The organism is Arthrobacter sp. APC 3897, assembly GCF_030407495.1.
Taxonomy (GTDB): Bacteria; Actinomycetota; Actinomycetes; order Actinomycetales; family Micrococcaceae; genus Arthrobacter_B.
Genome location: NZ_JASDDG010000054.1, coordinates 1 through 7,950 on the forward strand (window position 1 = coordinate 1; position 7,950 = coordinate 7,950).

Annotated in this window: 9 protein-coding genes; 2 read left to right on the plus strand and 7 right to left on the minus strand. The window is 64.8% G+C overall.

The genetic code is table 11. The annotated features are described in order from the left end of the window. The 3 genes from QMA10_RS17485 to QMA10_RS17495 all read right to left on the minus strand — a co-directional run. A partial coding sequence (locus QMA10_RS17485; RefSeq protein WP_290170487.1) for a TetR/AcrR family transcriptional regulator occupies positions 1-537 on the minus strand: 537 nt, incomplete at its 3' end. Between the two features lie 29 nt (positions 538-566). After that, positions 567-1,262 carry an ABC transporter ATP-binding protein gene (locus QMA10_RS17490; protein ID WP_290170490.1) on the minus strand — a complete coding sequence of 232 codons (696 nt, stop codon included), beginning with the start codon at positions 1,260-1,262 and terminating at the stop codon, positions 567-569. Continuing rightward, positions 1,259-2,404, minus strand: coding sequence for an ABC transporter permease (locus QMA10_RS17495; protein ID WP_290170493.1), 1,146 nt, complete (start codon positions 2,402-2,404; stop codon positions 1,259-1,261). Before QMA10_RS17495 ends, QMA10_RS17490 begins: the two co-directional genes overlap by 4 nt. A gap of 172 nt (positions 2,405-2,576) precedes the next feature. Here QMA10_RS17495 and QMA10_RS17500 point away from each other — a divergent pair, with 172 nt between their 5' ends. Next, positions 2,577-3,662 (plus strand): flippase-like domain-containing protein, encoded by a 1,086-nt coding sequence (locus QMA10_RS17500; protein WP_290170495.1) that lies wholly within the window; start codon positions 2,577-2,579, stop codon positions 3,660-3,662. Positions 3,663-3,679: 17 nt separating this feature from the next. Here QMA10_RS17500 and QMA10_RS17505 read toward each other — a convergent pair whose 3' ends face one another. From QMA10_RS17505 to QMA10_RS17520, 4 genes are all read right to left on the minus strand, one after another. Beyond that, the gene (locus QMA10_RS17505; RefSeq protein WP_290170497.1) at positions 3,680-4,468 is read right to left on the minus strand and encodes an SDR family oxidoreductase; all 789 of its coding nucleotides are present in this window, start codon (positions 4,466-4,468) and stop codon (positions 3,680-3,682) included. Between the two features lie 90 nt (positions 4,469-4,558). Continuing rightward, entirely contained in the window at positions 4,559-4,906 is a 348-nt protein-coding gene (locus tag QMA10_RS17510) for a UBP-type zinc finger domain-containing protein (RefSeq protein WP_290170502.1), read from the minus strand. A gap of 88 nt (positions 4,907-4,994) precedes the next feature. Then, entirely contained in the window at positions 4,995-5,828 is an 834-nt protein-coding gene (locus QMA10_RS17515; RefSeq protein WP_290170504.1) for an SDR family NAD(P)-dependent oxidoreductase, read from the minus strand. A 118-nt stretch (positions 5,829-5,946) separates the two neighbouring features. Next, positions 5,947-6,543 (minus strand): TetR family transcriptional regulator, encoded by a 597-nt coding sequence (locus QMA10_RS17520; RefSeq protein WP_290170506.1) that lies wholly within the window; start codon positions 6,541-6,543, stop codon positions 5,947-5,949. A 57-nt stretch (positions 6,544-6,600) separates the two neighbouring features. Between QMA10_RS17520 and QMA10_RS17525 the strand changes: the two genes are divergently transcribed. Next, the coding region (locus tag QMA10_RS17525) for a DHA2 family efflux MFS transporter permease subunit (protein ID WP_290170507.1) at positions 6,601-7,950 on the plus strand (1,350 nt) is incomplete at its 3' end.

Genomic DNA, 7,950 nt, shown 5'->3' on the forward strand with positions numbered 1-7,950 from the left:
GCGTGCGTTCACGGCCTCGCGGGGTATGCCGGACTCGAGCAGCTTGGTGGCGGAGTGGACGATGGCGTTGATCAGCTCCGCGGTTGCGGCGGGATCCTCGGCACCGAGCTCGCGAAGCGTTCCGACCAGCGGATCCAGCAGCTGAGAGTGCATCATGGAGCTCTGGGTATTCAGCTCCTCGCTGGGGGCAACGGCCGCGAGGGCGGTCCCTACGGCGTGTTCCCCCTCGGCGACAAGTGCAATGTTGGTCAGTACATAAGCCAGGATGCGGTCTGCCGGATCGGGCTGCGCCTGCATGGCCTCCTCCACCCGGCGGGCCCAGCGGGGGAAAACATCCAGGACCAGGGCATTCAACAGGTCCTGGCGGGACTTGTAGTACTGGTAGGCGCTCGGGCGGGCGAGCCCGGCCAGGGCGGCTACTTCCGCCATGCTGGGAGCTTCGCCGGTCCTTGCCAGCAGGGTGCGTGCCGCATCCAGGAGGGCCCGTTGCTGGGCCGCGCGGTGTTCTGCGACCGTGGGCGAGGTAATGCGGGGCAAGGGCCCTCCTGGTTGGTGCTGTTCATTCTTTAACTGATTAGGCGTCCGTCCACCATTTCCACTACCCGGTGGCAGTGGTGGAGGACGTCGTGGTCATGCGTCACCATAACTGTAGCAACGCCGCGCTCGGCAGTTTCCCGGGCCAGGAGCGCTACGACGTCCTGGCTGCGGCGCCGGTCCAGAGCGGCGGTGGGCTCATCCACCAGCAGCAGCGGCGGCCGGGTGACGAGGGCGCGGGCAATGCCCACGCGCTGGCGCTCACCGCCGGAAAGCTGATCGGGGCGGCTCTTGAGCTTGTGTTCCATTCCCACGGCCCCGAGAAGCTCCCGCGGGTCAAAGCTCTTCTTCCCGAAGGCCATCCGGTGCACGAGTTCGAGCTGCTCGCCGGCGGTAAGGGCGGGGATGAGGTTTCCGGACTGGAAGACAAAGCCGATGTTGCGCAGGCGGAAGCGCGCGCGTTCGGCACCGTTCAGCGCGGCCAGGTTGGTCCCATTGATGGTTACGGATCCTGAGTCCGGGCTGGTCAGTGCACCGGCTGCTGCGAGCAGGCTCGACTTGCCGGCACCCGAGGGGCCGACGACGGCGACGAGTTCGCCGGGGCGCACGGTGAGATTAATATCATCCAGGGCCTGCACCGTGGCGTCGCCGTCGCCCAGGGAAAGGCTGGCTCCGGTAATGACAAGCCCGAGGGTCGTGTCTGTCTGGGGTGAGGTTTTGGTGCTCATCGCTGTCCTCCCAGGGCAGCCAGGGGGTCAACCCGGGAAATTCGAATAATGGCGGCTGCTGCGCCGATCAGGCCCAGCAGGATGGTCAGCGCGGTGGCCAGCGCAATGGGGCCGGCCTCAAGGGCGAACGGCATTGCCGTGCCGGAGAGTCCGGCTCCCATGCCCAGTCCGGCCAGCACGCCGACGGCGGTGAACCCGATGAGGACAATGGCAGCCTGGGCCAGGCCGTCGCGCAGCAGGTAACCGGTGGAGGCGCCGATGGCACGCAGCACAGCAAGTTCATGCTTGCGCTGGACCGTCCAGACCGTGAAGAAGGCGCCCACAACAAGTGCGCAGATGGCGTACAGGAAAACCTGGATCATTTGCAGGGTCATGGTCTCGGCACTGTAGCCGGGGGAGGCGTTGAAGGATTCCTTCAGCGTTGACGTGACGGTGCCGGCAGCTTCGTCGCCTGCAGCGTAATCAATGGTTGCGCCGTCTTCGGCAAGCAGAGCCACGGTGCTGGCCGTGCCGGGCTTGGCTGCGGCCGTGTCGGCCTCAGTGGGTGTTCCCGGGGCAGCCTCGCCGCCGGCAATGTACTGCCAGGTGTCCAGGGGAAGGTAGGCAATAGTCACGTGCCCGAAGGTGGCCTGATCGGCAGTGTAACCAACCACGGTCAGCTCAGTGCCGATCCGCTCCAAGGTGACGACGGAACCAATCCCGAGGCCCTCATCTGCGCCCGTAGGGGAGATGACAATCTCATCCGGGGCGGCAACTGCCCGTCCTTCGCCAACTTCCGGCGCGAGGAAGGAGTCAGAGTCGACACCGAAGAGGGACAGATCAACCTGGGTGCCGTCATCGGTGGTGCCGTTCATCATGGAAGCACCCATGAGCGTGACATCCTCGACGCCGGGCTGGCCGCGCCAGGCTTCGGCCTGGGACTCATCGACAACGCTGCGTGAGAAAGCGTTGTCAGTCTTAGTTCCTTCATTGAAGGCGAAAGCTGTGGCGGGCATACTTTTGAGTCCGGAAACGCCGTCGTTGACGAGACCGGAGGAAAGACCGGACAGCAGGACCATCAGGATGGCGATGAGTGCAATAACGCCGCCCATCAGGCCAAACCGTGCCCGGGCGAAGCGCAGTTCGCGCAGCGCTAAAAACATGGGAAAGCTCCGTCGGTTGTGGTTTCAGATGCCAACACTGTGTCAGCATCATGCCAACATGGTGTCAGAAAGTTGCCGGACGGGGCAAGTTGGGAAAGGCTCTCCCGGTGGAACTTCCCGGGCCGGCGCCTGCACTCTGGTTTGGAAGCTGCCAGTCTGCTGTCCTTGAAGAATGACCCAGCACCTGCACGACGCCTGGCGCCGGGTCGCGCATTCACGGCTACTGCGGTGGGCCGCAGCGGTTCTGGCAGTGGTGCTGGTGATCGAGTACATCGTCCTGCCGCAGCTGGCCGGATCCGGCAACATTATTTCCGCCGTGCTGGGACTGCCGGTCATCCTCATCCTCATGGCCGTGCTCCTCGAGACTGCGTCACTGGCCAGCTACAGCTGGCTCACCCGGGAGGTACTGCCGGGAGAGGAGCGCCCGGGATTCTTCACCCTGTTTCGCATCGATCTTGCAGACCTGGCCGTCAACCACACCGTTCCCGGCGGCGGGACGACGTCGGCGGCTGTCCGCTTCCGCCTGCTTAACCGCTGCGGAGTGCAGTCGGAGAATGCACTGAGCGCTGCAACCGTCCAGGTGGTGGGGGCCAACCTGGTGCTGGCCGGCCTGTTCAGTGCGGGATTGCTGACGGTTCACAGCACCTCTGCGGCAGGACGCTACCTCGGCATTGCCGGGGCAGTAGTCCTGGTGCTGCTGGCATTGTGCGTAGCTGTGCTCACGGTACTGGACCGGCATCTGGACGGGGCTGTCCGCGCGGCAAGCAGCGTGGCCCGAACGATCAGGGTGATTTCACCCGCCTCCGCGGAGCAGTTTGTGCGGACCATCGCCGCCGAGGTGCAGATGTTCCGCAGCGATCCGCGCAGGTTCGCGGCAGCAGTGGTTCTCGCCGCGCTGCGATATCTGCTCGATGCGGCGTGCCTCTGGGTCTTCTTTGCCGCTTACGGGCACGTGATTCACCCGGCAGAACTGCTGCTGGCCTACTCGCTTGCGAACCTCGTGGCTCTGGTTCCGCTCACGCCGGGCGGCCTGGGGCTTGTGGAGGGCGTGCTGGTATCCATGCTGGTAGCCTTCGGGGCGCCGGACCATGCTGCCGTCCTGGGGGTCCTGTCCTGGCGGCTGGTGCAGTTCTGGCTGCCGATTCCGGTGGGGGGACTGGCCTACCTGTCCCTGCGGCTGGGAATCCTCCGCCGCATGCAAAAGCAGCCCCGGAACAAACGTTCCGGGACTGCTTCAAGGGTCATCCGGCAAAACTAGGCCGGACGGGGTGCCTGTTATGCGCCCCAGATGTCATCCCCGCGCAGCGTGGCGTCGGCGCCGCCGTCGGTGTAGATGGTCTGACCCGTGGTGTGGGTGTTCTCTTCGCTGGTCAGCCAGGCGAGCAGCCGTGCAATGACAACCGGCTCGGAATGCCCGTTCAGCGGCATGGGGACTGAGGAGTCCACCATTTCGCGTCCCTCGGGGGTGGACAGCAGTTCCTTGGTCATCGCAGAAAGGACGGTCCCCGGGGCGACGGCGTTCAGCGGGATGCCGGCACCGGCCCAGGTGCCGGTGACGCTTGCGCGCCGGACCCAGCGGCTGAGGGCCCGCTTGGAGGAGGGGTAGTTAAGGTATCCAACCCGGGGACCCTGCTCGGCGAGGGATGCACCGATTTTCAGTGCGCGGGCCTCGTCGCCTTCCAGCATGGCGTCCACAAGCTCGGGGGAGTTGGGCTGGAGCGATGCCATGGAACTGACAACGGCCGCCCGCGGAGCCTCGCTCTTGGCCAGTGTGGGGGCCAGCATCTCGAGAAATTCGGTAACTCCGAAGAAGTTGACGGCAACCGTGATGGGCGAGGGCGCAGAGATCCCTGCACAGGCGATGACTGCATCCACCTTGCCGCCTGCGAGCTCCACTGCCCTCTCGACGGCTGCGCGGCGGCCTTCGGCAGTGCTCAGGTCCGCTTCGACCTCAGCACCGCGAAGATCCACCCCCACAACGGTGTTGCCGCGTTCGCGCAGCAGTTCGGCTGTAGCGGCGCCGATTCCCGATCCTGATCCAGTGACTATGTATGTGCGTGCCATGAGACCAGATTACGCCTGCGGTGCGTGCAGTTTTGACCGGTGTGATGTGTGCACCATCTGCTAGGAATTCCGGCCTGCCGGCGCAGCTGACTAGTGCAGTTGACTTCGCCAGCCGGGCGGAATCTTTCCGGCAGGGCCGGGCACGCTCTGGCTCTGCGGATGGCTCAGCGGCGGGGCGAGCTCCGGGCCCGTGAAGACCGACGCGGTCCGATAATCCCAGAACCAGTCTTCACCGGGTTCGTAGCTGCGGATTACCGGATGACCGGTTGACTGCTCATGGCCGCTGGCATGTTGTCGCGGAGAACTGTCGCAGCAGCCAATGTGGCCGCATTCGGCGCAGCGGCGCAGGTGAAACCACCAGCCTCCGTCCGCACTGCATTCCACGCAGCCCGGCCCGGAGGGCGGCACGGCAGCGTTGATGCCGGATGAGTCGTACATTGTGCTCACTCCTTGGCGGCCACCCCCGGTCTTCCAACGGTAGCCAGCCGGCTGCGCCGGCAACAGGGTCCGGCCCCGCCGCGACCCGTCAGCCGTTCGGCAACCCCACCATCCGGGCGCTTTCTTCCCAGAGCCGGGAGGAGAGGGCGGCATCGTAGGCATCCTTGTTGGCGGGGGAGATCTTGCATTTGTAGTAATACTTGCCGGTCTGCCAGTCCTTTGCCGGGTCCGCAGTGGCCAGCCACACCAGTGTTTCGGCGCCCTGTTCAGGGGAGATCAGGAAGCGGTTCAGGAGCGTCCGGTACATGAGGCGCATCATGCTGGTGGATTCGGACGCGAAAGACGTTGCCACCCCGCCCGGGTGGAAGGCGGCGGTCGAAATGCCGCTGTTCCCGTAGCGGGCATCCAGCTCCCGGGTGAACAGGATGTTGGCCAGCTTGGCGTTTCCGTAGGCACGGTTGGGGCTGTACCTGCGGCGGGCTTCCAGATCACCGATGTCGAAGCGGGCGAAGATGCTGTTGGCGACGCTGGATGTGTTGATGACGGTTGCCCGTGATTCCGTCAGCCTCTCCAGCAGCAGGTTGGTCAGCAGGAACGGGGCCAGGTGATTAACCTGCAGCGTCTTTTCATGCCCGTCCACCGTTTCTTCACGCCGGCCCATGATGCCGCCGGCGTTGTTGGCCAGGACGTCGATGCGCGGATAACGCTCCAGCAGGGTGGCTGCCAGCGCACGGACGTCGTCGAGCCTGGCGAAATCCGCCAGGTGATAGTCGGCGCCGCCCAGATCCCGGGCTGCGGCCGCGGTCTTCTCCGGTGACCGGCCGACGACGACGACGCGGTTGCCTAAGCTGTGCAGGCTGCGGGCCGCTGCGGCACCAATGCCGTCACTTGCCCCGGTAATGACGATTGTTCGCTCTGGCACTGGGGAGCCTTTCAGCTGAGGGGAATCGTGCAAAGACGTTCCCAGTATGGCAACGCGCCGGGAGTCAGCCAATGATCCAAGTCGCCGTATTGCGGCGGGCTCATGCCGGGAGCCGGTCTCAGTCCCGCTCGGGGATATGCGGTCTTGGCTCCAGGAGGCGGCGGGCCGCGGCAACGGCAGCTTTTCTGCGCCGGTCCCGTGATACTCCGGGCTCATCCGGTTTTCCGGTGAAGAGCGTCTCGGGGGATTGGGCCCAGGCCGTGGCCAGGGAGAAAAGCAGAACCATCAATTCGTCCGGGTCCCACGCCGGGTCAATGAAACCTTCTTTCTGGGCCGTGACGATGTCTTCGTTGCGGGGTCCCGGCCGGCCGTACGGCGTCGGCGGGAGTAAATTGGGTTCCCCCTCAAGCCGTGCCCAGTCCAGCATGCGCAGGTGCTCGGGTTCGGCCGCCGCGTGGTCGAACATTGCGCCGACGAATCCCGGCAAATCGGTGACATCCCTCGGAACCCGATTTGTGGTTTCCTGCAGGTTGTCCCTCAGCACGGCTGCAAACAGCGAGCGTTTGTCGCCGAAATAGGAGTAGAGGCGCTCTTTGCTGGCTTTGGCCTCCGCTGCTATCCGGTCCACGCGTGCGCCGGCCAGTCCGTGCCGCGCAAACTCCGTCCGTGCTGCCGCCATGATCCTGGCCCGTGTTGCTTCGCCGTCACGTCTCATTCCTGTAGTATAGCTAAGCCAACCAACCAGTTCGTTTTGAATCAGGATCTCCCCTACATGGACCGCATCACCCCCGCCGGATCACCTCCGGCCTTTGACCACTCGGCGCATCCGCACCGCTGGCTCCTCCTGTCTGTTCTCGCCCTGGCCCAGCTGATGGTGGTCCTTGACGGGACCATCGTCAACATTGCCCTGCCGGACGCCCAGCTGGATCTTGGCATGTCTGACGGTGACCGGACCTGGGTGGTCACCATTTATGCCCTTGCTTTCGGGTCCCTCCTGCTTCTCGGCGGCCGCATTGCGGATTACTGGGGGCGCAAGCGCACCTTCATGGTGGGCATGCTGGGGTTTGCCCTTGCCTCGGCGCTGGGCGGATTTGCCTCCAGTACTGAAATGCTGCTTGCCGCCCGTGGTCTGCAGGGTGCGTTTGCCGCGCTCCTGGCACCGGCGTCGCTGGCGATCCTGACCATCACGTTTCCGTCCGGCAGGGACCGGATAAAGGCCTTCGCCGTATACGGCGCGATTGGCGGCGGGGGCGCAGCCATCGGTCTGCTGCTGGGAGGCGTTCTGACGCAGTACGCCAGCTGGACCTGGTGCCTGCTCGTGAACGTGCCCATTGCCGTCGTAGCCATTGCTGCCGGCCTGCCACTGATCCGTGAGAGCAAGGCCCACGGCAACACGCGGTACGACCTTCCCGGCGCCATCCTCGTCGTCGTCGGACTCGCCTCATTGGTCTACGGCTTTGCCCAGGCTGAAAATGGCTGGGCACGGGTGGAAACCATCGGGTTCCTGGCAGCCGGCGTCGTCGTTCTTGCTGCGTTTGTGTATGTGGAATCCAAGGTGGCCAATCCACTGCTTCCCCTGCGCGTGCTGGCGAACCGGGTCCGCGGCGGCGCTTTTCTGATTTCGGCTCTGACCGGCGCAGCCCTGCTGGGCGGAATTCTCTTCCTCGTCTTCTACTTCCAGATTGTCCTGGGATATTCGCCGCTGAAATCCGGGCTGGCGTCGCTTCCGATGACGCTCGCCATCACCGCCGGTGCGGGTATGGTGTCCAAGTTCCTGCCCCGCACCGGTGTCCGCCTGCCCATGACTCTGGGGCCTGTGGTTGGAGCTGTTGGCCTCTTCTGGCTCTCCTTTATTACTGTGGAGGGCAATTACGCCCTGGAGGTCCTGCCCGGCCTGATTCTTCTCGGCTTCGGTCTGGCCATGATTTTTGTTCCGCTGCAGAATGTGGCGCTCGCCGGGATTAATGAGCACGACGCCGGTGTGGCCAGTGCCGCTGTGTCGGCCACGCAGCAGATTGGCGGCTCCATCGGAACGGCTCTCTTTACGGCCATCTACACCGCCGCCATGACGGCGCATGTCAGCAGCAACGGGGTGCTCCCCGGAGTCCAGGCCGGTGCCTTG